This window comes from Chlamydia buteonis, assembly GCF_900634605.1.
GTDB classification, from domain to species: Bacteria; Chlamydiota; Chlamydiia; order Chlamydiales; family Chlamydiaceae; genus Chlamydia; species Chlamydia buteonis.
This window is the reverse complement of sequence record NZ_CAAAFM010000001.1, coordinates 397,489-424,186: the sequence shown is the minus strand read 5'-3', so window position 1 is coordinate 424,186 and position 26,698 is coordinate 397,489. Positions and strand designations below refer to the sequence as shown.

The window sequence follows — 26,698 nt, the reverse complement described above, 5'->3', positions numbered from 1 at the left end:
CCTAATGTACTTGAATCAAGTAATCTCTAGGGATTTCCTTAAGAAAACGACTCGGTTTCATGACACGCACTGTGCCCCAAAGAAAACGAGTTTGTGCTGCTGTTAAGTAAAGGAGATCTTGGGCTCTAGTGATTCCTACGTAACATAGGCGTCGTTCTTCTTCAAGATTTTCATAACTACCCTTAGAGTTTGCATGAGGGAAGAGGTTCTCTTCTAATCCTACAACAAAAGCTATGCGGAATTCTAAACCCTTACCATTGTGAATTGTCATGAGATTTACACGATCTGCAATCAGTTCCGTGTCATCTGTAGAACTTTTTAAAGCAAGATCATCTAGGAAATTTTCTAAGGTTCCTTCTGTATTTTGCTGTTCCCATTCGAAAGTTTTTGAAGCGAGTTCGTCAAGATTGCTTTTACGATCTTCGAAAGTATCAGGATCTTCCTTTAATACTTGAAAATATCCGGTGATGCGTATTGTGGCGACCACAAACTCATTAAGAGGAAGGGTTTCATAAGCATGTTCGAGTTGTTGAAAAATACTTAGATACTCCCTCAGGCCTTCTTGTTGTTTCTTGGATAGTTTCACATCTTGAGTTTTTAAAACGTTGTTACATGCTTCTAAAATCGGCAAGTTATTTTTGAGAGCATACTCAATTAAAGAGGAAATCGTAGAAGGACCTAGCCCTCTCTTAGGAAGATTGACTGTTCTATCAAAAGCAACAACGTCTGATTTCGCAGTGAACATTCTTAAAAAAGCCAAGATGTCTTGAATTTCCTTACGTTTATAAAATGAAAGACCTCCAAGAATTTCATAGGGAATACGTCTACGTAATAAAGCATCTTCGAAAGTTCTAGATTGGAAGTTTGTCCTATAAAAAATGCAGATATTGCTGAGGGGAATCTGGGATCTTCTATGCAGCCGGCTGATTTCATCAGCTACAAATTCGGCTTCTTCTTTATCTGTTTTTCCTAAGAATACGCGGATTTTTTCTCCAGGGCCTTTTACGCTGCGTAGGTCTTTCTTCAAGCGTGAAGCGTTGTTTTGAATTAGAGCATTGGCAGCATTAAGAATATTTCCATAACTCCGGTAGTTATCTTCTAAGCGAAGAACAAGAGCTCGAGGATAATCTTTTTCAAAGTTTAAAATATTATGAATATTTGCCCCACGCCAAGAGTAAATAGATTGGTCGGGATCTCCCACCGCAAATATATTTTGATGTTCCCCAGCTATTGTCTGAGCCATTTTATATTGTGCGTGGTTAGTATCTTGATACTCGTCAATTAGAAGAGCTTTCCATAATCCGCTGTATTCTTTTCTGACCTCAGGAAATTCCTGAAATAGTCTTACTGTAAGAAATAACAAATCATCAAAATCTAAAGCGTTAGCTTCGTGTAAACGTTGCTGATATTCTTTATAAATAGAAACCACGGGATCTATATATTCTTCGGGATCCAGGTCCTCAGGAGAAAGCAAACGGTTTTTTGCTTGCGATATGTGATATTGGATGGAATTGCTTAGAGTTTTTTTTAAATTAAATTTTTGTAAACATTGTTTGAGCAATTTGTCAGTGTCGCTTTGATCATAGATAATAAAATTATTTTCTCTATTTAATGCTTGTATAGACCTACGTAAAATAAATACCCCTAAGCTGTGGAATGTGCATACCATAGGAATATCGGAACCATGAGCTTGAGGGCATAAATGTAAAATGCGTTCTTTAAGTTCTTTAGCTGCTTTATTGGTAAAAGTTACTGCAAGGATTTCTTTAGGGGCGATACCTTCGTTAATGAGATGAAGGATACGGCAAGTTACCACACGAGTTTTTCCGGCTCCGGCTCCAGCGAGAACTAAAATTGGACTTAGTGGTGAAGTTACTGCCGCGATTTGTGCTTCGTTTAATTCTGAAGTAAGCATAGTGGTATCCTAATTTAATAGCTTCTGACTGAAAAAAATCAGGATCCCTGAAGCTAAAATAATCTAAGAAGGTTAATATACTTTTATTTTCAAATAATAAAAGTGGGTGGTTTATGCAAAACGCCTTTACTATAGACCAGCTTCCTTTGTCTTGGCAAGAGCAGCTTGAAAATGAATGGTCTCAACCCTACATGTATAAGCTTAGGGAATTTTTAGAGTCAGAGTATTCGCAGAAAACCATCTACCCTGCAAAAGACAATATCTTTACTGCATTAAAAAGCACACCTTTTGATTCTGTGCGTGTTGTTATTCTTGGTCAAGATCCTTATCCTGGAGAAGGACAGGCACATGGATTAAGTTTTAGTGTTCCTCAAGGTGTGCGCTTGCCCCCGTCTCTTGTGAATATCTTTAGTGAATTACACGCAGACTTGGGAGTAAAAAATACCACGGGATGTTTACAGTCCTGGGCTAATCAAGGGATCTTATTGTTAAATACTGTATTGACTGTGCGTGCCGGCTCTCCTTTCTCGCATGCGGGTCAGGGATGGGAACAGTTTACTGATGCAATTGTTACGAAACTCATAGAAAATCGATCTCATATTATTTTTGTTTTATGGGGAAATGCTGCCAGGAAGAAATGTGATTTGCTTTTTCGTTCCACACATAAACACGCGATTTTAGCAGCTGCGCATCCCTCCCCTTTAGCGGCACATCGTGGCTTTTTTGGTTGTTCGCACTTTTCAAAAATTAACTACCTGCTTAAAAAGCTGAATAAGCCCATGATTAATTGGAAGCTCCCATGAATGAAGGTATTCAAACGGTTTCTTTTAACAAGACCCACCGACTTACAGCGAAATCTACAGTTAGTTTAGAAATGCCTGTAGCTACGCAGAAACTTCAAGGAAAAGAAGGCATGCCAGCAGCGGCAAGTTTAGAAGCAGATTTTTTAAGAGCAGAAGCTATACTTGCAGAGATGCGAGAAATTCGCGGCTGCTTAGAACATTCATTGGAAATGTTAATTCCTAGAGACTAGCTGTTTCTCTAACAGGTCTTGTAAATAAGGGGCTAGCTTTTGTAAAGCTTTAGCTCTATGAGAGACTTGGTTTTTTATATCTTCGGAAAGTTCAGCGAAGGTCTGTTTATAGTCATATTTTAAAAATAAAGAATCGTAACCAAAACCAGAAGAACCTTTTTCTTGAAGGCTAATATATCCTTCACAAATCCCACGAGTCTTAAAGAATTTTCCTTCAGGTGAAGCAAGCACAATGCAACATTCAAAATAGGCAGAACGATCTACGATGCTTTCTAAAGATTGCATTTCTTGTAAAAGTTTTTTTCTGTGGTCTTTATCACAAGCATCTTCTCCGGCAAAAGTAGCTGATAGCTTTCCAGGACGCCCATTTAATGCAGGGACCATGAGCATAGTGTCATCAGCAATTACCCAAGAGTTCAGTTCCCTTGCTGCGTGGAGACCTTTTGCTAGAGCGTTTTCTTCGGGAAGACAACCTACTTCTTTAGGAGAGTGGTAGTTAGGGAAATCTGTTAATGAGAAAATGTCAAAGCTTCCTAATAGTTTTAAAAAAGTCTTGGTTTCTCGTATTTTATAACCGTGGGAGCTAGCAATTACTATCTTCATGGGTTTCTCCTTAGCAAAAGGGAAAGAGCAAATAACTAACAGTTTCTGTCTCGTGTGGCATTACATTAGTAATTTTGTCGAGTGTAGTGCCTTTCGCGATTATATTACAAAATAATCGAAATAGGCGCACCTACACAACTATTAGCAAGGTTGCATAAAGTTATCTTTTTTGCTAGCAGTACTTAACCAACATGCAAACTATCAAAATGTTATTTTTATAATCAGATAGGTTTTATGAGACTTATACGCTCATTTTTAATTTTATTATGTTTATTTCCTTGCTTAGGGTTCTCTCAAGTGTCGGTGGGACTAGATCGTATTTTTAATGATGAGCCTTATCTTTCTTGGATTCGTGGTAAGAAAATAACATTAATATCTCATAATGCTGCTGTTAACCATGAGGGGAAAGATGCCCTATCTGTTTTCCTAGAACATCATGATCTATGCTCTTTGAATGTTCTCTGTACTTTAGAACATGGATATTATGGAACTGCACCGGCAGAAACTCCTGGAACAGTTCCTAGGATTCAGGGATTACGCATAGTTTCATTATATGGTGTTAAAGAGGTTCCTGAGCATGCTGTGCAGGGTAGTGATGTTTTAATATATGATGTGCAGGATATCGGAGTGCGTTCTTATACTTTCATTACTTCCTTGCTCCATCTGGTGCGTGCGGCACAAAAGTATAAAAAAAACCTAATCATTTTAGATCGCCCGAATCCTATGGGCGGTAAGATAATAGATGGCCCTATGCCTATATCTCAATCGGAGTATGCTCCTGAAATTCCCTATTGTTACGGAATGACTCCTGGGGAATTAGCACTTTTTTATAAAGCAAAATACGCTCCCTATGCTGAAGTGTCGGTAGTTCCTATGCAGGGATGGAAGCGCTCTATGACATTTTCGCAAACAGGATTAAATTGGATTCCTACTAGCCCACAAATTCCTGATGCGCAAACGACATTTTTTTATGCAGCAACAGGGATTATCGGAGCCTTGTCTATATCCAGTATTGGTATAGGCTATACCCTGCCTTTTCGGTTGATTGGTGCTCCTTGGATGGATGGGAATCTTGTTGCTAAGAAACTAAATGAAGCGCGCTTACCGGGAGTGACATTTTATCCTTTTTGTTACGAACCTTTTTTTGGCAAATATAAAATGGAGCTTTGCTCAGGTGTTTTGCTGGTATTAGATAGACCTGGAGAGTTTCTTCCTATGGAAACGCAAAGTACAATTTTAGGAACTTTGAAAACTCTTTATCCTAAACAAGTGGAGAATGCATTTAACGCTTTAGAGAAAATTCCTTTGCGAAAAAACTCTATATATCGTTGTTTAGGAGAAGAAACATTTCTGCATATCTGCCAGAAAGAACGCTATATTATTTGGCCGTTAAAAAAGTTGTGTAATGAGGGGAGAACACAGTTCCAAATTATACGTAAGCCTTTCTTAATAGCTGATTATGGTGAAGAAGAGTAATTTTTTCTCTTGATTCCACTGTTTGACAGGAATTTTTGTTGTTTCTATAAGCGACCTTATAGGGTCGCCTTATCCCTGGAATCTAGGGAGACATAGAAAGAACGTGTCTAAAATATTCAAGAATCGATTAGAAGGGCTTAGCGCGTTAAATCGGGGAGTGCGTGCTTTAGCTAAAGCCGTAATTACAACTTTAGGGCCACAAGGGTCTTGTGTTGTCATCAAAAAAGATCGCGTACCTCCTTATGTCACGAAACATGGTGCTTCTATAGCTAAAGAAGTGACTTTGACGGATGCTTTTGAACATACGGGTTTGAAGCTTGCTAAAGAAGCTGCGCTGCAAACAGAAATGCAGGTAGGAGATGGATCTACTACCACAATTGTATTGATAGATGCATTATTTTCGTCGGGATTGAAGGGCGTCGCTGTTGGGTTAGATCCTTTAGAGATCAAACAAGGAATTTATCTTGCTGGGGACATGCTGGATAAGGAGCTTACTAAGCTCGCAATTGAGGCGGATCCAAAAGAAGACGTATTACAAATAGCTACAACATCTGCAAATAACGACGCCTTTATAGGAAGACTTATATCTGATGCTATAGCAACTGTAGGTATAGAAGGTGTTATCTCTATAAAAGAAGGGACGAATAAAGAGACGACGCTAAAAGCAACTGCTGATGTGGGGTTGAATGCTGGATATTTATCCCCTTATTTTATAACCCATCCAGAGACTATGGAAGTGGTTTATGAAAATGTCTCCATCTTGTTATGCAATCAGACGTTATCTTGTTTAAATCAAGCATTTATTCATTTTTTAGATCAGACTTTTCAGACGAGTAAGAATCCTTTAATTATCATTGCTGAAGATTTTGATCCCCAGCTTCTTTCGATTTTAATTGTTAATAAGCTTAAGGGGGGGCTCCCCATATGTGCTATAAAAGCTCCTGGTTTCGGTAATCAACGTAAGGAAATCCTCGAAGATATTGCTATTTTAACAGGGGCAACTGTTGTAGGGGATCTATTGGGAATTTCTTTGGAAGAATGGAGTCCAGGCATTCTTGGTTTCGTTGGGAAGATCGTCATTACACAAAATACAACGCTTTTATCAGGAGGAAAAGGAAATCAAGAAAAAAAAGAACAGCGTATAGATTATTTACGCCGGGCAATTGTTCATAGTAGTTCCGAAATGGATACTGAAGATTTGGAAAAGCGTTTAGCCAGGTTTGTTGGAGGAATTGCTCAAATACATTTAGGGGCAACTACAGAAAACGAATATAGAGAAAAGAGAATTTGTTTAGAAAGTGCTTTAAAAGCAACAAAAGCAGCTTTTAAAGAAGGATGCCTTCCTGGAGGTGGAACAGCGTTAGCTCGTGCCGCATCTGTTGTAAAAATCCCAGAGCAATTACCGGCTGGGGTGATGTTTGGCTGTAAGTGTATGTTGCAATCAGCAGAAGCTCCTCTGAGGATCTTGGCAAGAAATTCGGGGAAAGTTCCAAATGCTGTAGTTGCGGCAGTCTTAGAACATGCTGATCCTTATTTTGGATACAATTGTGTTCATGATACCTTTGAAAATTTAATTTCAGCAGGGGTTTTAGATCCACTAACAGTGATTAAATATATTTTAAAGCATTCTATTTCTATTTCTTGCTTACTTTTGACTAGTTCATTTTTTATCGTGGACTCTTCTAAGGAATTGCAAGATCCTCAATTTCCGGAAACTTCTCACCCGGACGATCTCTAGATGTAAATAAATTTTATAGAACACCTGATTAGGATATCTTTTATGTTTAGAGCGATCTTTTTTCAAAGATAAAGGAGAAAGACTTGATCATTTGGCCGAACTTGACTACACTTTTCATCGAAAGAGCTGTGCACCAGTAGCTCAGTGGATAGAGTACCTGGCTACGAACCAGGTGGTCAGAGGTTCAAGTCCTCTCTGGTGCGAAGCATAATCTAAAAAATAGGGTGGTAAATTGGGATCGCTATTTATTGGGAAAGCTGCCCCAGATTTTTCTGTGCAAGCAGTCGTTGACGGCGAAGTAAAGAACATCTCTTTGCAAGATTATCGTGGTAAATACGTTATTCTTTTCTTTTATCCTAAGGACTTTACTTATGTTTGCCCTACAGAGTTACATGCTTTTCAAGATTCTTTAGAAGAGTTTGAAAATCGCGGAGCTCAAGTTATCGGCTGTTCCGTTGATGATCTCGACACACACCAGCGCTGGTTAAAAACCGACAAAAAAGCTGGTGGAGTTAAAGGTATCACCTATCCTCTAGTTTCCGATACAACTCATGAGCTTTCTAAGCTTTATAGTGTTTTAGACTCCCAATCAGGGTTATCTTTCCGAGGGTCATTCTTGATTGATCAGGGGGGTATAATCAGACATATGGTAGTAAATGACCTTCCTTTAGGTCGTTCTATAGATGAAGAGCTTCGAGTGTTAGATGCTTTGATTTTCTTTGAAAATCATGGATTAGTATGTCCTGCAAATTGGCAACAAGGGCAGAGAGCTATGGCTCCTAATGAAGAAGGTTTAAAAGAATATTTCGGAACTATCGATTAGAAAATCTTATTAAAGGTTAACAAATCGTAGAGATCTTGTTCGAAAAATAAAAGAAAGCTATTATATTTTCGGCAGAGAGATTTAGAGGCTTCTATGATGTGTTGGTCACCAACACCAGGGAGGCCCATGGCGATGATATTTTTTAGAGTAGTTTGCGTATTTAAGAAGTGAAGTCCAAAAAAATAGCTGTCTATACAATACCCTTCTTCTTTTACTCGGAAGTAAAGCACGTTATAGTTATACATTAGTGCTTGTATCGCTAAGGCTATTCCTGATTTGGTTGTTGCAGATCCATTGCCTAAGTGGTCATAAAGCTCTGCTGTACTACGACATAAGTAGGCGGTGTCGTAGCTTCCTTTTTCTGCTTCACCAAATAAAGCAATTGTGAATTTCATTGAATTATAGATAAAACGGACTTTATTCCCGATCCTACAAAAGAATTTGTTTATTATCTATAGTGAGAAGTAGATATTAGTTATGCAAAAACAGATGATTACTTCTTATTCTCTGGTAAACAAAGCTTTTGATTTGCGTAAATAATATCAGAATTCAATTTATTAAGTTTTTTTAATTCTGCTACAGGAACTTTATATTTCGCGGCAATTTTACCTAAAGTTTCTCCAGGTTTTACAATATGGATGTGAGAAGGAATCTCTTCACTAAGATCAGTATACGCTTCGGGAGAAGTTCCATCAACCAGAGCAAGAAGAGAACGTCGTAAGAGACGAATATCTTGAGAAAGAGTCTTGTGATCTTTTTGTATTTCTTGGAGTTTGTTGTGTAATGTAGATTGGATATCTTTTACAGATGCTGTCAGTACCGCAACGGTCTTGGCTAGGGTTTTGTATTCAATTTCTAATTGTTGAATTTGTTTTGTGAGAGATTCTGGTTTTGCAGAAGAAAGTCTTTGTATTTTGCTATCTTGTTCATCTATGCGATCTGTAAGCATTTGAATTTCTGCTTCGTGGCATAACAATTTTGCAGAAGCATCTTCTATCTCTGCAAGCACAGTTTGTATGGCAGGAGGTTTCCCCGCTGCTTGTGTAGGCAAAGTAACTCCTAAGCAGCACCAGAATCCGTAATAGAGGAAATGTTTATAATTAACGTGCATGGATTTTAAATTCTGTACGACGATTTTGTTGCCAAGCAAGTTCATTATGACCAGAGTTTATCGGCTGTTCTTTTCCATAAGATACGGTGAATAGCCGGTCTGCTGAAATTCCCTGTTTAATCAAATGTTGCTTAACGGCATTGGCGCGGCGAGCTCCTAAGGCTAGGTTATAAGCTGCAGCTCCACGCTCATCAGTATGACCCTCTATATAAAGTGTTGTTCTTGGAGATTTCTGCATTTGACGAACAAGACTAGATAAAATAGCTAAGTTTTCTTCACCTTTGATGGTGTAGCTATCAGTTGCGAAAGTAATATTGCGGAAAGCAACTGCCTGGCTGCTTGTTTTATACAACTGTTCTTCTTTGGAATCATAGGTATCCGCAAAGTGTTGATTCATCTCTTCATCGGTGTAGAGAGGAACAAAAGCGAAATTTTGTTTTCTTCTTCTAGGATGCTGACAATCTTCGCAAATAGTATCCCAATCACCACAAGGATAAGAGCATGAAGGTAAGGCGAAAAGAGTAAGTAGTAAACAACTCAGAACGCTTAGGTATTTCTTTTTCATAAGATTCTCTTTATTGGTTATCAGGGAAACCTCCCCAAGAAGGAAAACGTTTTTCCCCTAATCCTATAACAATTTTCTTAGTTTTTTGGGTAATCAGACTTAATAAATAAAGTTCTGACTCTCCTGAATTCCCTGCACTATACACAAGATGCTGACTATCCACGGCCCATGAAGGCCCTTCCTTGTCTACAGGGGTTGTTGTTAGTTGATAATCTTTCCCAGTAGCCAGATCATATAGGCAAATCTGCCGAACACCCTTAATCACAGAGCAAAAGGCTATTTTTTTACCATCAGGAGACCATGAAGGGCAACTGCTATTTCTATATTTTTTCGTTAACAATCGGGGAGATTGAATTTCTGGGTCTATTTGAAGGATGTATAAACGTGGTCTACCATCTTTATTAGAAACAAAAACTAACTTAGAGCCGTCAGGACTAAAAGAAGGGTTGCCTTGTGTTCCAAAAGTTTCATTAAGTACTCTACGGGGTTTCCCCATAGCTCCTTTTGATAGAGAAAAGCTCTGAAGAAACAAATCAGGATTCCCATACGAATCCGAAATAAAAGCTAACAGCTTTTTCCTTGGAGAAAAAGCTGGCATAAACTGATTCCCTTGTAAATGAAGAACCTTTTTCCCAGTAGTGTTCTCTAAAGAGCCTATGAAAATCTTCGGAATGCCAAATTTATAGGAAACATACAGGTAAGGATTCTTGCTCCCTATATTCATCCAATTTGGAGTAATAGATAAGGAGTTTTCTTGTGTAAGGGGACGCAAATTTCCTCCATCATAATCTACCGACCAAAGCTCACCTTGTTTTAATTCACAATCTTGAGGATTTTTACTTAGAGAAAAAATAATTTTCCCCGAGCTGATTCCAGGAACACTTGTAAGAGCATAATGAATCTTATCAGCAGCTTCATGTATTTTCTGACGGTTACAGATGTTATCTTCTGTAAGCACGAGAGAGTGCACTGGGTGATGATTTTGACTGCCTCTGGCTATGGTAAATGTGATTTCTGGATAATGGGAAACAATAGCTATATTAAAAGGTGCTGAGGAGTTTCCGGTTTGAACAAGAGAAGGCTGAAGACGATCACCAAGAGCTAAATCATTAATGAAGGTGGTACACAATGAGCGTAAATATTTTTGTTGTGGCGCATCGTTAGGGCTGATCTTTAACTCTATATGTATGGGTAAACGAGATATCTCCGAACGCACAGAGACTTCTAAGTCTTTAGCATAGAGGGAGATCATCCCAAAAATCAGGAAAGCACTGACTAACATACGTCGTAACATTCCAACAACCCCTACTATGTTAAGACTCATTACTCAGCAGTTTAATATGAAAAACGATATTTTTCGAGATTTTGTATTTGTCTAAGAATTTTTTAAAGGGAATTGCGTGGATGCGCATAAGAATGAGTGCTTTTTCTGATTCGCTAATTTCGGATAATAACACACACTCCTGAATCAATCCTTGAGGCGTTAATACAAGTTTTAATCTAACTTCTCCAGAAAAAGGAAGAATCATGTACTCACGGAGCAATTGGCATAATTCTTCATCTTGTGTTGTTGCTAAAGTTGTTTGCACTGAGAGTTGTTTATTTGTAGGAAAAGTAATATCGGCGAGCCGAACATTACTCTCATCGAGATGCTTTGAGAGTGTTTTTGTCAGGTCTGCAATTGCTTTAAGTTTGGCTTCTTTCCCTATACTTTTGCTTGCTGTAGGTTGATTTTCTCCCTTGGGTTTTGGTTTCGGCTTTTCTATAGGTTTATTGGGGACACGAGTTTTTTTAATATCCTCGGTTTTTTTCTTTTCGACAGGTGGTTTTAGGTTCTGTTTGTGAGGAGATTGCTCAATGTCGCGTTTGTCAGTATGTTCTTTTAGGGTTGGTTGAGGGAGCGTAGTTGTTAGAGTTGCTATACTAGGACAAGGTTCGCTTAAAGTAACAATTTTTTCTTTAAATGGTACAAGTTTAGTAGATGGCTTGTTTGCTGGAGAACATGTAAGGAGAGCTATACACGCTCCGTGGAAAATGATTGCAAAAAGGCTATAAGGAAGGGCTTTTTTCATAATTAGCTTTTTAAAGCTATATGGAGTTCGTGAAATCCTGCTGATTCTATCGTGGTTTTTACTTCTTGGTATAATCTAAAAGGTGTATCGCCATCTTGTAGTAGCAAAGGCACTTGATTTGGGTATTGCTGATGTAAAAGGGTGAGTTGTGTTTTTAGTTCTTCTAAAGAAAGAGCTCGATCATTGAGAGTGATCGTATGATCTACTAATACCTTGATTGTTGTTGGCAGCGCATCTTCTTTTGCAAGAACCTTATGATTTTTTGTTCCAGGGGCTAAAGCTATAGAATCGATACGTATTAAAGGCATGGCTATCATAAACGCCATTAAAATAACAAAAACAATGTCAATCAATGGAGTCAGATTAACATTAGGATCTTCTTCAGTATCTTCAACGATAATACGTTTCATAAATTTGTCTGACGATACTTGACTTCTATAGAATTTAGCAGCAAATATGCTGTCTGCTCTATTTCTAGTATTAACCGAGAAGAATGAGCTTTAAGATAATTAAACCCTATTAAAGAGGGAATAGCCACAAACAATCCTACAATTGTAGTTCCTAAAGCTGTTGCAAGCCCTTCCATCATGGCTGCTCCTCCAGTTTCTCCTGAACTGATATGCGAAAAAGCTGTTAAAATACCCCAAACTGTTCCTAAAAGTCCTAAAAAGGGCGCTAGACTAATTGTTGTAGCAGGAATAAAGTTATTTTCGTGCATAAGTGCACGATATTTTGGCATAACGGCTCCAAGTAGGGTCTCTAAGGATTGTATATCCTCAACTGATAATACCGGGCCGTGATCTGGTGCCTGCTGACGATTTTTATCAAGAAGTTCTAGAGTTCCCCGTTTAATAGTGAAATATAAGTCAGCAAAAGGGTTTAACTCCGGGTGAATTTCTAAGGACAGGGGGGCATGACGATTCTTTATCAAGAAGTCTTTAAGAGATTTTCCTGATTTTAGAAATTTTTTTTGAATAGCAAGCTTTTGATGCAGTACTGTCCAAGTACAAACGGAAAGAATCAGTAGACTGAAGAATATCCCCTTACCGAAAAGGTCGGCTTCTGTGTAAGCCTGGATAATTGGATTATGGGTGAATTGCAACATAGAGTATAAAATTCTTTACATAATGAGGGGATCGTACAAAAGATGATCCTATCAAAATTCTGGTATAGAGCCAAGTAGGTTTTGTTAAAGAGATTTACAAAAGCATTAGTAAAAACAAAATTATAAATAGTGTATAATTACCTACCTGATTTAGAAATAGTTGGAGTTATTTTGAATAAAATCAAAAAGTATTTTCAAACTCTATTGGTAGCATTTCTATTTTCTTTACCTGCCTTTAATGGGTATGGTCAGAAACTGCGTGCTGCAGAGCCCGTTATAGAGACGGCTTCACCAGGTGCTACTCTAATTTCTGAGGGATCCCACATTCCTAAAGGTGCGATATTCAGATTGGGGATTAAGATAGCGGCTCCTCAAGGAAGTCATATTTATTGGAAGAATCCCGGCGAAGTGGGTAGTCCATTGAGAATTAATTGGATTTTGCCCAAGGGATTCATAGTTGAAGAAGAACATTGGCCAACTCCCAAAGTTTTTGAGGAGGAGGGTGCGACATTCTTTGGTTATGACGATCATGCTTTTATAGTTGCAGGTATCCGTGCTCCTGAGAGTGTAGATGATCAAGAATCTGTGGTGTTAAAAGCGCATGTTGAATGGTTGGCTTGTGGAGAGAGTTGTGTCCCGGGAAATGTTGATCTAGAATTATCGCTACCTTATCGTGATGGCGCTGCTATCTTATATCCTGAAAGAACTACAGAGTTTGCTCAAACTTTACAAACACAACCTCGTCTATTGAAAGATCAGACAATTACTTTGGGACGTAGTCAAGATGGCGAGATCATTTTAAACATTGCCGGACAAAAAAACCGCGCTGAGAAGGCTTGGTTTATTTCAGAGAAGGCGGATAAGATTTTTGCTTATTCTGAAGAGGCGATTAATGAAGCTTCGGGAACGGCTTGGAAGCTGAAGATAAAAACCCTTTCAGGGGTTCAGAAAAATCAGGAGTTGCAAGGGATTTTATTGCTTACAGATAAAGCTGGTGGCGAGGTGGAATCGTTCGCAGTCCGTGGTCAAATTAGTGAGTCGGAATCGGGAACACCTGCATTATGGAATTATGTCACGATTATTGCTATGGCGTTCCTCGGGGGACTTCTTCTTAATATTATGCCCTGTGTTTTGCCTTTAGTAACTCTTAAAGTTTACGGATTAATTAAATCTGCTGGGGAGAACCGATCATCTGTAATTATCAATGGCTTATGCTTCACTTTAGGGGTAGTGGGCTGTTTTTGGGGGTTGGCAGGGGTTGCTTCTCTTTTAAAAATGTTAGGGCATAACATTGGTTGGGGCTTCCAGCTTCAAGAGCCTATGTTTGTCGCAACCTTGGTTATAGTGTTCTTCTTGTTTGCCTTGAGTTCTCTAGGCTTATTCGAAATGGGCACGATGTTTGCTTCCCTTGGAGGGAAACTTCAATCCACAGAGTCTGGAGGCTCTAAAAATAAAGCTGTAGGAGCTGTATTTAATGGAGTGTTAGCAACATTAGTAACTACACCATGTACAGGACCTTTTTTAGGTTCTATACTAGGTTTAGTTATGTCTTTATCGTTCATGAAGCAATTAATGATATTTACATCGATAGGCTTAGGAATGGCATTGCCATATCTTATATTTTCTATTTTTCCTAAGATGCTTTCCGTTCTCCCTAAACCTGGAAGTTGGATGAGCACATTTAAGCAGCTTACTGGGTTTATGTTATTAGGTACGGTAACTTGGTTAGCGTGGATCTTTGGTTCAGAAACAAGTACTACAGCGTTAATCATCCTCCTTGCAGGATTATGGCTTGCAGGTATAGGTGCTTGGATTTTAGGGAAATGGGGTACGCCAGTTTCTCCTAAGAAAGACAGGGTTATTGCTTCAACATTATTTTTGGGATTTGTTGCAGGAGCTCTATCTTTAAGTTTTGTCGCTTCAAAGCATTTTGCCGAAGCAACAGAAACTGTAGTTGTTCAGGAGAATAACGTTTGGCAACCATTTTCAGCTACGAAACTTGCTCAATTGCGTAAGGAAGGACACGCGGTGTTTGTGAACTTTACAGCTAAGTGGTGTTTAACTTGTCAGATGAATAAGCCCGTATTGTATGCAAGTGTTGTACAAGAGAAGTTTAAAGAACATGGAGTGGTTACTTTAGAGGCGGATTGGACACGTAAGGATCCAGGGATTACTGAGGAGCTAGCACGTTTAGGTCGTGCAAGTGTTCCTTCTTATGTCTACTATCCTGCGGATCAGTCTGATCCCATAGTGCTTCCCGAGAAGATAACACAATCCATTCTCGAAGATATGGTGTTTTCTAAAAATTAATATATCAAGATAACACAATCTGTTTGGGGTGTATTGATTCAAATACATCCTTTTTTGTTTTTAAATTTTAAGAAAAGATTCTGGGGAAACCGATTCTTTTGAAGATATTTCATGAGGAGATGTATGATCAAGAATTTCCTAATACCAAGATTTTAAGGAGAAGAAGTTATGGATTTAGCAGATGCTCACTTACATCTTTCAGATGAGGCTTTTGTTGAGGATGCTGATGATGTGATCCATCGTGCACAAGATTCCGGGATATCTCTCCTTGTTAATGTAACCACAACTATAGACGAGCTTGATAAATCGTTTCGTTATGCCGCACGTTTCCCTGATTTGCGTTTTTGTCATGTTGCTGGAACTCCTCCTCAAGATGCTCATACAGACATAGACGAACATTTTCACTATTTCCAAGGCTTTGCCCAGGCAGGGAAATTAGCGGCTATTGGTGAGGTAGGTTTAGATTATTGTTTTGCTGAAGATAGCCCTGCTAAAGAACGTCAAAAGGAAGTGCTGAAGAAATACTTATCCCTTGCTTTAGATTGCGAATTACCTCTTGTGGTGCACTGTCGTGGAGCTTTTGATGATTTTTTCCATATGCTAGATCTATATTATCATAATGATGAACGCTCTTGTCCCGGTATGCTCCACTGTTTTACAGGTACACTACATGATGCTGAAGAATTACTTTCTCGTGGATGGTATATCTCCATTAGTGGGATTGTTTCATTTAAAAATGCTGAAGATCTCCGTTCTGTAGTTGCTCAAATTCCTCTTGAGCATTTGTTAATAGAAACGGATGCTCCTTTTCTCGCTCCTACTCCGCATCGGGGAAAGAGAAATGAACCTGCTTATATAACGCATACGATAAAAACTATTGCTCATCTTCATGGTATGGATCCTCAGAATCTTGCGGATATAGCGCGAAGGAATGTTTTGCGATTCTTGGAGGGAAGAAAAAAAGGTTAGTCTATCTCTGATTTGTCAGTAAAAATAACTTCACATAATTCTATTTAAGCTTCTATGGTTGCTAAAAAAAGAAATTGTGAAATAAAGGCTTACGATGAATGAAAAGGAATCATGTTCTGGAGCTGCTCAGAAACCATGGAAGTACTACACTAGCTTTGTTTTACGTTGTGTTCATTCTTTAGCAGGAGTTGCGTTTACGTTATTTCTTTGTGAGCATTTGTTTACCAATATGCTTGCTTCTTCTTATTTTAAGGAAGGCAGTGGTTTTGTTCAGTTAGTGGGCAAATTTCATCAGATCCCTGGTCTTAAGATCATAGAAATTGTTTTTTTAGCCCTACCGTTTACTTGTCACGCTATCATAGGTATCATCTATCTTTTTCAAGCGAAAACTAATTCAAAAGCTTCTGATGGCAGCAGACCCGCTTTAATTTATGCGAGAAATATTGCCTATACTTGGCAGAGAAGAACTGCTTGGATTTTACTTTTCGGTCTTATTTTTCACGTGGTTCAGTTTCGTTTTCTTCGTTATCCTATTCATGTAGAACTGCATGGGCAAACATACTATGTTGTAGATATTGACGTTTCTCGGTATGCAGCAATAGTTCGTGGCACTAAAGGATTTTTTACTATAAATTTTTCAGCTCCTCAATTTGAAACTATTCGTTTGGACAAAGAGGATCTTGACGGCAGCGCGGTTTCTCAATTATTAGAAAGAAAAGCGTATCTCCTGACTCCTAATGTTGGGACTGCTTTTCTTTATGTTGTTCGGGATTCTTTAGGATCCTTATGGATGGCAATTTTTTATACTATTCTTGTGATTTCTGCAGCTTTTCACGGGTTTAACGGTCTCTGGACATTTTGTTCAAGATGGGGTGTAGTCATATCTTTACGTTCCCAAACTCTTTTACGTAATGTATGTTATTTTGCCATGGTCATAGTCGCTACCATGGGCATTAGTGTGATTTGGAATTTGTATAGCATGGCATAAGATTATGGAAGCACAAGGTTGTAAAGTTATCGTAGTCGGCGGCGGTTTAGCAGGGTTGTCAGCAGCCATGAAATTGGCGGATTTCGGTATAGTGGTTGATCTAGTGTCATTGACAAAAGTAAAAAGATCTCACTCTGTATGTGCTCAGGGAGGAATAAATGCTGCTCTTAATCTTAAGCATGAGGAGCAAGATTCTCCTTATATACATGCTTACGATACAATAAAGGGAGGAGATTTCTTAGCAGATCAACCACCTGTTTTGGAAATGTGTTTAGCTGCGCCTAGAATTATCCGTATGTTGGATAATTTTGGATGCCCTTTTAATCGTACACCTAACGGTGATTTGGATGTCCGTAGATTTGGGGGCACTCTATACCACCGTACAGTATTTTGCGGGGCTTCTACTGGGCAGCAGCTTATGTATACTTTAGATGAGCAGGTGCGCCGTCGTGAGAGCCAGGGACGTGTGAATAAATTCGAGAATCATGAATTTGTAAGATTGATTACCAATAGTGAAGGCAGGGCCTGTGGTATTGTGTTGATGAATTTATTCAATAACCGTTTAGAAGTTTTGAAAGGCGATGCCGTGATTTTTGCTACAGGAGGGCCTGGGGTAATTTTCAAAATGTCTACGAATTCGACATTTTGTACAGGAGCTGCAAATGGGCGTTTGTTCCTTCAGGGCATGACCTATGCAAATCCAGAATTCATACAAATTCATCCCACAGCTATTCCTGGCATTGATAAATTGCGGTTAATATCAGAGTCTGTGCGAGGAGAAGGGGGGCGTGTTTGGGTCCCTGGAGATTCTTCGAAGACTATTACTTTCCCTGATGGCTCACAGCGTCCTTGTGGAGAAACAGGGAAGCCGTGGTATTTCTTAGAAGACATGTATCCTGCTTATGGGAATCTAGTGAGTAGAGATGTCGGCGCTCGTGCTATTTTACAAGTATGTGAAGCAGGGTTAGGAATAGACGGTCGTATGGAAGTTTTCTTAGATGTTACACATTTGCCAGCTTCCACACGACATAAGTTAGAAGTTGTTCTCGATATCTATAGGAAGTTTACTGGAGAAGATCCTGATAAAGTGCCTATGAGGATTTTCCCTGCTGTACACTATTCTATGGGTGGTGCTTGGGTAGATTGGCCCGCTGCTGATGATCCTGATCGTGACAGTCGTTATCGTCAGATGACTAATATTCCTGGATGCTTTAATTGCGGGGAATCGGACTTTCAATATCACGGGGCGAATCGTTTAGGGGCAAATTCGTTATTGTCTTGTCTCTTTGCTGGATTAGTTGCTGGAGAAGAAGCAGCTCGTTTTATTACGGCTTTTGGTTCTTGTCGAACAACTTCTACAGATTTTTCAGACGCACTCCAGCACGAGAAAGAAGAGAATGCTCTTTTACTTTCTAGAAGTGGGGGAGAGAATATCTTTATATTGCATGAAGAGATTGCTAATGTCATGGTTCGAAATGTCACAGTGAAGCGTAATAACAAAGACCTAAAGGACACTATAGAACAGCTAAAAGAGTTTAGGGAAAGACTCCAAAAAGTTTCGGTGCATGATTCTTCCCAGTTTGCTAATAAGACATTCCATTTTATACGTCAGATGGGTCCTATGATAGAGTTAGCATTAGCAATTACTAAGGGAGCATTATTGCGAAATGAGTTCCGAGGTTCTCACTATAAAGAAGAATTTCCCCAACGTGATGACAAACACTGGTTAAAAACAACATTAGCTTCATATTCCTCTGAGGAGCCAGAGATTACCTATAAGCCTGTAGATACGCGTCATGTGCAACCTACGCTACGAGATTATACAAAATCTTCAACAGGGAAAATCGAGTTTGCCAATGTCCCTGAAACTATTCGTTTGCCCATATAAGTAAAGAGAGGACTATGGATATTCCTAAAACTTTTATATTGAAAATCTATCGGGGAACCCCGGGGAAACAATATTGGGAAAGTTTTGAATTGGCCTTGCACCCAGGAGAGAATGTAATCAGTGCTCTTATGGAAATTGAAAAACGTCCTATAAATACTCTAGGGGAAACCGTAAATCCTGTGGTGTGGGAACAAGGATGTTTGGAAGAAGTTTGTGGTTCTTGCTCATTATTAGTAAATGGGGTGCCTCGTCAGGCATGCACAGCTCTTATTGAAGAGTATATAAAAGAGACAGGATCTCGAGAGATTGTTTTAGCTCCTTTAACTAAGTTCCCGTTAATTCGTGATCTTATTGTAGATCGGTCCATCATGTTTGACAATTTACAGAAGATCCAGGGATGGGTAGCTGCTGATGTTGATGGGGAACACTGTGGGGTGAAGGTGTCTCAGAAAGAGCAAGAGCTTATGTATGCCTTATCTATGTGTATGACGTGTGGATGTTGCACGGAAGCCTGCCCTCAAATTAATGAGCACAATGATTTTATAGGCCCGGCAGCCATTGCTCAAGCGCGCTTATTTAATACCTATCCTGGGGACAAACAGTCTAAGAAGCGTCTACGCACTCTTATGGGCAAAAAAGGCATAGAAGGTTGTGGTCAAGCACACAATTGTGTTCGGGTATGCCCGAAAAAGCTTCCATTAACAGAAAGTATTTCTGCAATGGGAAGAGAAATTTCTAAATATTCTTTAAAATCTTTATTTCGTTCGATTTTCAAAAGAAAGAAAAAAGCTTGTGACGAAGATTAAAAAAATCCTTTAGGCAGATGACTGCGGTATCCCGGAGGGGACGGCATGCCGTAGTCTATAGGATTGGCATAGAGTATCCAGGGTTGTGTTACAGATAAGAGCTTGTCTGTGTTTTCTAGAGGTTGTCCTTGTAGACCAGCATAGTTAAACTGCCAAAGATCGATTTCTTGAGTTCCTGGATGAAGGATAAATCCGAAATAGCTGTATGCCCAATTACTATCCCCAAAGAGAAGAGGGGCAGGATAAGCAAGGTGATGATGACGCATTGCTGTTGCTAATCTCAGAAAGATATCTTCCTCGAAATACATTTGTTGATAACTTTCCATCATCAAACCTTTATAGAGATGTCGAATCTCTCCCGAAGATAATAGAGAAAAGTTCGGAATAAATTTGTTTAGGAGTTTACTGAATTTTTCATAAGTAATTCTTGATGAGATCCCTAGATAGGAGCTTACCTTATCTAGAACTTCAGGAAGTTGTTGATCTGAGGTGTAGGGAACGTCTTGCACCATTTGATGAGCTAAACGTCGTTGGTATAGGGCGGAGGTTTTTTCTGATTTAGGGAAGATTTCTTTCAGAAATCTTGCGGCTTTTTCATAAAGCTCAGGAAGTGATAAAGAATGATCAGAGCAAAAGTCATGAAAATCGTATGCAAAATTCTGTAGGCTATATTTTGAACAGAATCTGTCTATAAATGTATAGATTGCTTGTTGATTTAGTATGGTGTCTGTTAGGAAATCTTGGTGATTCTTTACCCAAACATCGCGTAGCCAAGTATAGCTGTACCAATCGTTGTCCCATGCTTCGCGAAATAGAGGAGATCCTGCAATTATAGAAAAGACGTGTGTTGGAGATGAAGCGATTAAAGAATGAGACCCGTCTTCTAAATAGCCTTTTATTGCATAAGGAAGATCTTTTAGGGCGTCTGAGAAAAAAGCTGCCAATTCATGAGCGTTTTCTGGATGTTTTTCGATATAGGTAAGTTCTTCAGGATTTTCGAAGTAATCTTTTAATAGAGTTTCCACTGTTCCTCCAGAAACATAGACCCAAGGTGTGTGGGAAATCTTATCCAAATTATCAAGAACTGAAGGAGGAATTGGGGAATTATATCTTTCAAGAATGCGTGTTATAGCTGCTTCTTGGAAAGAGTTTTTATGAATAAAAGAGACAATGTAATGGATAAGAGCAGAAGCTTCTTTTTCTAGTCCTAAAATGCCATGTTTACCGAGGAGTTCTACCTCTGTTGAGGAAAAGAATTCTGATAAAAAGCTGATAAATTCGTTGATTGAGTAGATGGAAGACCAGGTATTAGGGTGGCTTCTTCCATGGGTAAATAGTATGCGAAACCCTGCAGGAGAATCCGCATACAGGTGCGAGAATTCTTGGATAAAGGCATCATAGGAACTACGGAAATATTGAGGGATTATCTTTGTGTAGAAGGAGAGTAAAAAATTCGGAAGGGCAAAAAGTTTCTTTGCCTTTTCTTGAGCAGTATCCCAATCATAAAGAGCTGAGTTTAGCTCTTGTCGAAACCGCATGTGATCCATAATTAAGATCTTATTATCTTGTTCATTTAGCGGATTCCTCATGCGACTTTCTATATATTCTAGTTGAGCACGGGCTTCGTGATATGTCTGTTCGCATTGTTGTATATGATCACGAGTCTTATCGATTTCTTCTTGTGCGAAAGTTTGGATAACACGAGCTAAACTATTAGGATCATCAGCATCCCATCCTAAAGCTACGCGAATATGATTTAGAGTTGATGAATCATTAGCATCAGAGAGAGTAGCTAACGTATATTCCCAAGATTTTAGTAAGGGGTTTTGCGTGTCACGTATAAACGCAGATTTAGCTAGTTCATAAGCAGAGAGATAACTATACACTTTTTGTGTTTGAGAGAGCTTATGAGAATGTTCTATAGAGAAAAACACTTGTTCTTTGCTGTAGAACCCTTCCTGAAATAAAGTTGCTCGTACAGAGTGCTCGGTAATTTGGTAATGATGTAGTAATGTACTTTGAATGACTTCATTAGCTGTTAAAGTGTCATCGACATGCTGAAGCTTGCTCAATAGATATTCGTGAGCAAGGATTTGCTGTAAACGCACTTCTGGATCATCTAAAGTATCTATAATGCCAACTGCTGTAAATGCTTTTTGTAAACCTGGAGATGCCGAAAGTTTGGCAATAGGGTCTGGGTATAAGTCCAATACTCGTAACGGTTTAAACAGTTCGCCAATACAGCCTGACAAATTCATAGGCACAGAGATTTCTTGTGTGCCTATGATTCTTGTAAGCTTCCCCGAGGTAAGCAAATCATCGAGATCTTTGATAAACAGAGTGGGATATTCTTGATGAATGATAATAGCAAAAGATGTTGCAAAACAAGACCCGACGTCTTGGCGTAAATAGGAAAACATTGCTGCGAGAGCTGCCTGACGCACATGAATAGGAGTTAGCTCTATTTCAGTAGGGAGAGCTAGGGTATTGCGAATAAGATCTTGAATAACCCTATAAGAGGGAACAAAAAGTTTTTTGATCCTTTCTCTAATTTCTGATTTTTGTTTAATGGCTTGCAGTGTTTTTAATAGGTGCTCTCTAGGTTTAGCTTCATTATGTCTATGAGGACCTAAAGGATAGAGACACTTTGTTAGGTGATCGATAGCGGAGACAACTCTTGTGATATCGATTTCTCCGTTTTCCGTAAGGACATACCGTGCAGCATTTCTTGCTATGGTGAGATTTTTTGCTGCTAGGGGAGACTGTAGAGAAGTTGTCTGATAAGCACGAAACAGATCGTCATTTTCTGAGCAGAAAATCTTTTCTAACTCATTATGCTTTTGCTTAAGAACTAAAGAATCAAAAACAAAAAAATCCAGTCGTGACATAGGAAATACGAGGAAAACTTTGGGCTTTTTCTACTTCTTATCATGAATTCTAGGTTTCTGTCAGCAAGCGATTCCCTGAAGAAAATTTCAGAATAAGGTAACTTTAAAGCAGTAGGAGCACTAGTGCTCACAGGATGAGAAAGATGGAATGCAATGCGATTTATAAAACAAAAAAAGCTCTTAAGCATATTGAAAATAGGTTTTTATCATTTGGTAAGAAAAGGCGTACATGAATAAGATGTTTCGTTTAAATTTGTGGCCTGCTGAGTAAAAAGAATGAGTATACAGGAATACCTAAAATCGTACTGCCCTACAATTACACAGTTTGGGCAAAGTCACAAATCCACGTTATCAAAAATCAGTAAAAGTTCCGTAGCGCTTGTGATTGTCGGTATAGCTTTAGTTTTTATCAGTCTTACTGTTACTTCTCCGGCATATGTAATCATCGTCTCTGGATTCACCATAATAGGTGTCATTGCTCTTGTAATTTCAAGAATGCTGTTATGGTTAGGCAAAGAACCTGGGTTAATTGAAGAGCCTGGAAGTGAAAGCATAACCATTAGGAATCTTCATTTAGGTGAAAGATAGGAAGCTTAAGGTTCCATCTATTTTTGATAGAGTTTCTTTGTTTAGCATTTCTGTAAGAATTTCTATAAAGTTGTCTGAATTTAGAGGTGCTAGAGGGTCTCTAATCAAATCTTCTATTGGTAAGCGCATAAGATATTCGGTGAGTTCTGTATTTCCTGTAATACACACAAGGACATCACCAGGTTGTATATTTCGGACCGAAGGCGAAATAAGACGAGAAAACGTTTCTTGTCTTTTTAAAAAGGCGACAGGAGGTGTTTCTCCTGCTGATAATATCGATAAATTCCTATCAGCTGCACAGTAGCGGATAAATGTCATGGAGACGGTAGCTTCGTCTCCTTCCGTAGTTTTACCAAAAGCTTCGAAAGTATCAGAGCAAATTTTTTCTAGAGAAGAAGAAAGATTCGCGTAAGCAAGGAATAAACTGCGTGCTGATAGAGCATAAAGATAAGAAGGAAGTCCTATATCTCCAGCAAGGCCTATAACACCTATTAAACTTTGGTCAGAACTTGAGGTTTCCCAGCCGTAAAAATGACCTGATCTTTGCATGCCTTGGAGATGTTTTGAGGTAAAAGAAACATTAGGAAAGTCTGGGAAATCGGGACTCAGTAATGTTTCTTGCAGTGAAGCAAGAATGGCTAATTCTTTTTGTAGCTTATCTCCAGACAGATGTTCGATTTCAGCTTTTTCTCTTGAGTTGAGTAATAACAATAGCGTGCAGTTAAAAATGTTCCCTAACTCGTTAATTTCATATCCGTAAGGTTGAGGTTCGTAACGGATATTATGATTTCCCCTCCATGCCGCTTCCATGCATGTTGTAAGTTCTTGAATAGGTTGATTTAATCGTTTGTTAATTTTAGAAAGTATCCACCCCATTAAGATAAAAGCTAGCGAATAAAAGAAAATTACATTTAGGGGGAGGCGTATAGCTTTAAAAATAAACCAAGAGAGCGGAATGATGGATAGAGTGTAAGTTCCTTGAATAGGAAGTTTGTTTAAAACGATTCCTAAATAGTGTTTATTTTTTATTTTTACACTTATGAGTTTTTGTTCGCGGAGAATTTTAGGCGCGACTTTCAAGGGGATTGCTTGTTTCCTAGTAGTGATTTTAGGAAGATCAGCAATATCTATTGAAAATGTTTCCGAGGAGAATTTGGGATCTGATGCGAAGAGGACCTCCCCGTATTTGTTGAGCAGGCAGATGACTTCCTCTTTTAAGTGTAGGGATTTAAAAAGATCTCTTTGTAAAAAATCCATAGGATAGAAACTGACAAGTAGACCCGAACTTATCGGCGAGTTCCATACTTCGATATTTTCAGTAATCACCAGATAATTTTTAGGATAAGTGTCGGTTTCTGGCGTGATAGTAATGATACATGCCTTTCCTACAGACATGCTGAGCTTCTTTTTTATCTCAGGGTGCTCTTTTAAATAATAGATAAAAGGATCGTGGGGTGTTTTTGTTTTTATATTTCCTTCTAATAGAGGAATGAGACACAGCGAGAAATCTATGTTGGATAGGGCAAACATTTCGTTATAAGCTTGAGAATAGAAATCTTCCGAAGATGAAGAGTAGGCTTTTAATGCTAGGGTGTTGGCAAGACGTTTCAGAAAAATTTTATGGATAGTAAGTTTCTTTTCAAATTCTAAGCTAAAATTTGTCGCATGGGTATGGAGGTTTTCCATAAGATTACTTTTTGCTGCTGAAAAAGAAAATAACGATAGGACTACCAGATTCAAAATCAAAGGAATCGGAATTACCAAAAAAAGAAACAGCAAAATGCGTTTGGTAAAAGTTTGTTTCATGAGTCCGATATTTTAAGGATCAGTAGGGTAATATCATCATGTTGATGGCAATTCCCTACGAAGGTTTTCACAGATAGTATTAAAGAATGCATAGCATCTTCTGCGCTTTTACCTACTAAGGTTTTCATAACGTCTTTTAGGCGTTCTTCCCCAAACATTTCAAAAGCTTTATTATGGGCTTCTGTAATTCCATCTGAATACAAGACAATTAGGGATCCCGGATCAGGCTTAAAGCTTTCTATGGGTGTGTCGGGAATATGGGGAAGGAATCCCAAAGCCATACCGCGATGAGATAGGAAAGAAACGGTGCCGTTCGGGGATAAATAACATGCAGGATTGTGACCACAGGAATAAAACTCTATGATGCCTGTTTTGTAATTGTAGCTATAGACGCATAGGGTGACAAACATCCCTGAATCAGCAGTATTTTTGTAAAATAGGGAGGAAGTTTGTTCTATGGCTTCTTTTATCGAAGGCATCTGCGCTAGAAATGAGCGCAGCATATTCTTAAGGAAAAGAGAGTACCCACAAGCCTGGACGCCTTTCCCAGAAGCATCAGCAACAATTAAAAATAGTTTCGCTTGGTCTCCTTCACCAACGATAAAGGCATCGAAAAAATCGCCGCCTACAGTAATGGCTGGGATGTAAGCTTTTGCTAATTCTGTATTTGGATAATTAGGAAGCGTATTAGGGAGGAGCCTTTGTTGTGCTTGTTCCCCAAGACGTAGGGCATTTTGTGCGCTTTCTTTTATTTCATAATTTTTTTCAGCAAGGCTTTGTTGTTGGTCTAAACTTTCCACCATGGCATTAAAAATATGCCCCAACCTATTAACCTCAAAGCCTAGGGAATCATCTTCATAGGGTTTGCGGATGTTTTCTCTCGTTTGTATGATGACTGTGGCAAGTTTGCGTATAGGCTGAGAGAGGCGCTTTGCGGCCAGATAGGCGATAACGCTTCCTAATACAACGCATAGAAAATAAGCGAAATAGATTAATGTCCGTTTCCAAAATGTGGAAAATAGTTCAGACTTTATTCCGTATGAAAGTACGCTTAGATCCATATTAGGAACATGGGCGAGGTAGCCCCAAGTTTCATGTTTCCCATTTTTAAAAGAGAAAAAGTTTGGTTCTATGGGTAATGGGGTTAACTGAATTGGCTTTAAAGAAATCTTTTTTGGGCAGGTGCTTTCGTCAAGAAAAGTATCACAGAATTGTTTTTCGGTAAGGTTAGAATAAATAGCGCGTAAATCTAAAGCAGGATCAGAGGCTTTTAAAATGATTCCGTCTTTAGATAGCAGGGCTGTTTTTACATTAAAGTATGCTTGAGTATTTACGAGAATGTCTTTGAGAAATTTTTCAATATTATGAGTTGTATAGAGAATACCTAAGAGTTCGTGAGTTTCATTATCAAAAATATTTGCCTGCATGACTGAGAATACTTCATGATTATCAGCAGACTGTTTGAATGTTGCTGAAAAAGCTGCTTGGGTAGAAATATCTATTTTATTTTGGTAGTTTTCTCCAAGGCGTTGAGGAACACTAGAGGCAACGACGATTTTTTCTCCATTAGGAAGCAACTTAATTAAAGAGATCTCGTCATATGATAAGCTAAACATTCTTTGCATCTCGTTGCTAAGTTCAACGTTAGGTGCTGAGGGAATTCCTTCATCGAGATCTAAGACTTCTGAAAATAGAGCTAAAACATCAGCATTGAGTGGAACGATTTGCATGAGAGTATCCACTTTAAATGTAGCATTTTCTTTAAATGCTAAGGTGACTGATGAAACTGTAGTACGGTATTGCCTGAGGTTGAGTAGAACAATGTTAATCCCTAAGGGAATTAATATTGCTGCTACGCACGCTAACCACAAACGATAACCTATCGTTTTTGTGAAAGGGATCATCTAAATTAAATTAGTAGTTATAAGACAACATTTTAGAAGATCTTAGGAGGCTACAAATGCTTCTCTATTGCCTATTTTCTTTATTTTTTAAGTATATAGAAAATTTTGCT

At 38.7% G+C, this 26,698-nt stretch carries 23 protein-coding genes and 1 tRNA gene; 12 read left to right on the top strand and 12 right to left on the bottom strand.

The window, feature by feature from the left end; translation table 11 throughout:
* Position 1: 1 nt before the first annotated feature.
* Positions 2 to 1,915, bottom strand: a complete 1,914-nt coding sequence (locus E1N70_RS01840; protein ID WP_131743872.1) for an ATP-dependent helicase — start codon at positions 1,913 to 1,915, stop codon at positions 2 to 4.
* Between the two features lie 113 nt (positions 1,916 to 2,028).
* On the opposite strand from E1N70_RS01840, the gene ung reads away from it, so the two are divergent.
* Together ung and E1N70_RS01830 are read left to right on the top strand one after the other, a co-directional pair.
* Positions 2,029 to 2,718: a uracil-DNA glycosylase gene (ung, locus tag E1N70_RS01835; protein ID WP_131743871.1), complete on the top strand. Its 690-nt coding sequence runs from the start codon at positions 2,029 to 2,031 to the stop codon at positions 2,716 to 2,718.
* A complete protein-coding gene (locus E1N70_RS01830) occupies positions 2,715 to 2,948 on the top strand; it encodes a hypothetical protein (protein ID WP_006343644.1) in 234 nt (77 codons plus the stop codon). Before ung ends, E1N70_RS01830 begins: the two co-directional genes overlap by 4 nt.
* On the opposite strand, the gene rdgB is transcribed toward E1N70_RS01830, so the two are convergent.
* A complete protein-coding gene (rdgB, locus tag E1N70_RS01825; protein ID WP_131743870.1) occupies positions 2,931 to 3,551 on the bottom strand; it encodes an RdgB/HAM1 family non-canonical purine NTP pyrophosphatase in 621 nt (206 codons plus the stop codon). The two genes, E1N70_RS01830 and rdgB, sit on opposite strands and share 18 nt — an antisense overlap.
* Before the next feature lie 234 nt (positions 3,552 to 3,785).
* Between rdgB and E1N70_RS01820 the strand changes: the two genes are divergently transcribed.
* From E1N70_RS01820 to E1N70_RS01805, 4 genes are all read left to right on the top strand, one after another.
* Positions 3,786 to 5,027 carry a DUF1343 domain-containing protein gene (locus E1N70_RS01820; RefSeq protein ID WP_131743869.1) on the top strand — a complete coding sequence of 414 codons (1,242 nt, stop codon included), beginning with the start codon at positions 3,786 to 3,788 and terminating at the stop codon, positions 5,025 to 5,027.
* 103 nt (positions 5,028 to 5,130) lie between these two features.
* A complete protein-coding gene (gene groEL / locus E1N70_RS01815) occupies positions 5,131 to 6,765 on the top strand; it encodes a molecular chaperone GroEL (RefSeq protein WP_131743868.1) in 1,635 nt (544 codons plus the stop codon).
* Between the two features lie 130 nt (positions 6,766 to 6,895).
* Positions 6,896 to 6,968, top strand: a tRNA-Arg gene (locus E1N70_RS01810).
* Positions 6,969 to 6,997: 29 nt separating this feature from the next.
* Positions 6,998 to 7,588, top strand: a complete 591-nt coding sequence (locus E1N70_RS01805; RefSeq protein WP_131743867.1) for a peroxiredoxin — start codon at positions 6,998 to 7,000, stop codon at positions 7,586 to 7,588.
* Here E1N70_RS01805 and E1N70_RS01800 read toward each other — a convergent pair.
* From E1N70_RS01800 to E1N70_RS01770, 7 genes are all read right to left on the bottom strand, one after another.
* Complete coding sequence (locus E1N70_RS01800) at positions 7,585 to 7,983, bottom strand: hypothetical protein (RefSeq protein WP_131743866.1); 399 nt, start codon at positions 7,981 to 7,983, stop codon at positions 7,585 to 7,587. The two genes, E1N70_RS01805 and E1N70_RS01800, sit on opposite strands and share 4 nt — an antisense overlap.
* A gap of 98 nt (positions 7,984 to 8,081) precedes the next feature.
* Positions 8,082 to 8,699, bottom strand: coding sequence for a LysM peptidoglycan-binding domain-containing protein (locus tag E1N70_RS01795; protein WP_131743865.1), 618 nt, complete (start codon positions 8,697 to 8,699; stop codon positions 8,082 to 8,084).
* Complete coding sequence (locus E1N70_RS01790; protein WP_131743864.1) at positions 8,689 to 9,264, bottom strand: OmpA family protein; 576 nt, start codon at positions 9,262 to 9,264, stop codon at positions 8,689 to 8,691. Before E1N70_RS01790 ends, E1N70_RS01795 begins: the two co-directional genes overlap by 11 nt.
* Positions 9,265 to 9,274: 10 nt before the next feature.
* Complete coding sequence (tolB, locus tag E1N70_RS01785) at positions 9,275 to 10,558, bottom strand: Tol-Pal system protein TolB (RefSeq protein ID WP_131743863.1); 1,284 nt, start codon at positions 10,556 to 10,558, stop codon at positions 9,275 to 9,277.
* A gap of 19 nt (positions 10,559 to 10,577) precedes the next feature.
* Positions 10,578 to 11,336 (bottom strand): inclusion-associated protein, encoded by a 759-nt coding sequence (locus tag E1N70_RS01780; RefSeq protein ID WP_131743862.1) that lies wholly within the window; start codon positions 11,334 to 11,336, stop codon positions 10,578 to 10,580.
* 2 nt (positions 11,337 to 11,338) lie between these two features.
* Positions 11,339 to 11,746: an ExbD/TolR family protein gene (locus E1N70_RS01775; RefSeq protein WP_131743861.1), complete on the bottom strand. Its 408-nt coding sequence runs from the start codon at positions 11,744 to 11,746 to the stop codon at positions 11,339 to 11,341.
* Positions 11,743 to 12,441 carry a MotA/TolQ/ExbB proton channel family protein gene (locus tag E1N70_RS01770; protein ID WP_131743860.1) on the bottom strand — a complete coding sequence of 233 codons (699 nt, stop codon included), beginning with the start codon at positions 12,439 to 12,441 and terminating at the stop codon, positions 11,743 to 11,745. Before E1N70_RS01770 ends, E1N70_RS01775 begins: the two co-directional genes overlap by 4 nt.
* A gap of 171 nt (positions 12,442 to 12,612) precedes the next feature.
* Between E1N70_RS01770 and E1N70_RS01765 the strand changes: the two genes are divergently transcribed.
* The 5 genes from E1N70_RS01765 to sdhB all read left to right on the top strand — a co-directional run bounded on the left by E1N70_RS01765 (position 12,613) and on the right by sdhB (position 19,402).
* Entirely contained in the window at positions 12,613 to 14,751 is a 2,139-nt protein-coding gene (locus tag E1N70_RS01765) for a protein-disulfide reductase DsbD family protein (protein ID WP_131743859.1), read from the top strand.
* A 168-nt stretch (positions 14,752 to 14,919) separates the two neighbouring features.
* A complete protein-coding gene (locus E1N70_RS01760) occupies positions 14,920 to 15,720 on the top strand; it encodes a TatD family hydrolase (protein WP_131743858.1) in 801 nt (266 codons plus the stop codon).
* Between the two features lie 94 nt (positions 15,721 to 15,814).
* Complete coding sequence (locus E1N70_RS01755) at positions 15,815 to 16,708, top strand: succinate dehydrogenase cytochrome b558 subunit (RefSeq protein WP_131743857.1); 894 nt, start codon at positions 15,815 to 15,817, stop codon at positions 16,706 to 16,708.
* Positions 16,709 to 16,712: 4 nt separating this feature from the next.
* Positions 16,713 to 18,596: a succinate dehydrogenase flavoprotein subunit gene (gene sdhA / locus E1N70_RS01750; RefSeq protein WP_131743856.1), complete on the top strand. Its 1,884-nt coding sequence runs from the start codon at positions 16,713 to 16,715 to the stop codon at positions 18,594 to 18,596.
* Between the two features lie 14 nt (positions 18,597 to 18,610).
* On the top strand, positions 18,611 to 19,402 hold the full coding sequence (sdhB, locus tag E1N70_RS01745) for a succinate dehydrogenase iron-sulfur subunit (protein ID WP_131743855.1): 792 nt from the start codon (positions 18,611 to 18,613) through the stop codon (positions 19,400 to 19,402).
* Here the strand turns inward: sdhB and E1N70_RS01740 are convergent.
* Entirely contained in the window at positions 19,399 to 22,290 is a 2,892-nt protein-coding gene (locus E1N70_RS01740) for a TroA family protein (RefSeq protein ID WP_131743854.1), read from the bottom strand. The two genes, sdhB and E1N70_RS01740, sit on opposite strands and share 4 nt — an antisense overlap.
* A 276-nt stretch (positions 22,291 to 22,566) precedes the next feature.
* Here E1N70_RS01740 and E1N70_RS01735 point away from each other — a divergent pair, with 276 nt between their 5' ends.
* The gene (locus E1N70_RS01735) at positions 22,567 to 22,878 is read left to right on the top strand and encodes a hypothetical protein (protein ID WP_244201094.1); all 312 of its coding nucleotides are present in this window, start codon (positions 22,567 to 22,569) and stop codon (positions 22,876 to 22,878) included.
* On the opposite strand, the gene E1N70_RS01730 is transcribed toward E1N70_RS01735, so the two are convergent.
* On the bottom strand, positions 22,864 to 24,684 hold the full coding sequence (locus E1N70_RS01730) for a PP2C family serine/threonine-protein phosphatase (RefSeq protein WP_131743853.1): 1,821 nt from the start codon (positions 24,682 to 24,684) through the stop codon (positions 22,864 to 22,866). The genes E1N70_RS01735 and E1N70_RS01730 overlap by 15 nt on opposite strands.
* On the bottom strand, positions 24,681 to 26,588 hold the full coding sequence (locus E1N70_RS01725; RefSeq protein WP_131743852.1) for a PP2C family protein-serine/threonine phosphatase: 1,908 nt from the start codon (positions 26,586 to 26,588) through the stop codon (positions 24,681 to 24,683). The genes E1N70_RS01730 and E1N70_RS01725 overlap by 4 nt, the downstream gene beginning before the upstream one ends.
* Positions 26,589 to 26,698: the final 110 nt, after the last annotated feature.